This window comes from Dyella jejuensis (assembly GCF_044904675.1).
Classification (GTDB): Bacteria; Pseudomonadota; Gammaproteobacteria; order Xanthomonadales; family Rhodanobacteraceae; genus Dyella_B; species Dyella_B jejuensis.
Window position 1 is genome coordinate 1 of record NZ_JADIKJ010000085.1, and the last position, 371, is coordinate 371.

The window sequence follows — 371 nt, forward strand, 5'->3', positions numbered from 1 at the left end:
GCCGGGATCCGATGCAACTGCGTGCGTACCTGGCGCGCGAATCGATCCAGGTGCTGGACGCCACGCCGTTGCAGGTCGAGGCGTTGCTGGAAGTGCAGGGCGCACCGCTGCCGTCCGTGGTGATCGGCGGCGAGGCGATCAGCGCGAATCTGTGGGGCCGCCTTGCGGCGCACTACGCGGGACGTGCCGAGGGTGCGCTGAACGCCTACGGGCCGACGGAGACGACGGTGGACGCGACGGTGACGCGCATCGAAGGTCCGCTGCCGCGGATCGGCCGGCCGATGGCGAATGTGCGCTGCCTGGTGCTGGACCGCCAGGGCCAGGAGCAACCCGAAGGCGTGCCGGGCGAGCTGTACATCGGCGGTGCCGGC

The 371-nt window shown here is 71.4% G+C and carries 1 protein-coding gene; it reads left to right on the forward strand.

From position 1 onward, the window contains the following. Window positions 1-11: 11 nt before the first annotated feature. Window positions 12-371, forward strand: a 360-nt coding sequence (locus ISP15_RS18410) for an AMP-binding protein (protein ID WP_404549461.1), incomplete at its 3' end; no start/stop codon positions are given.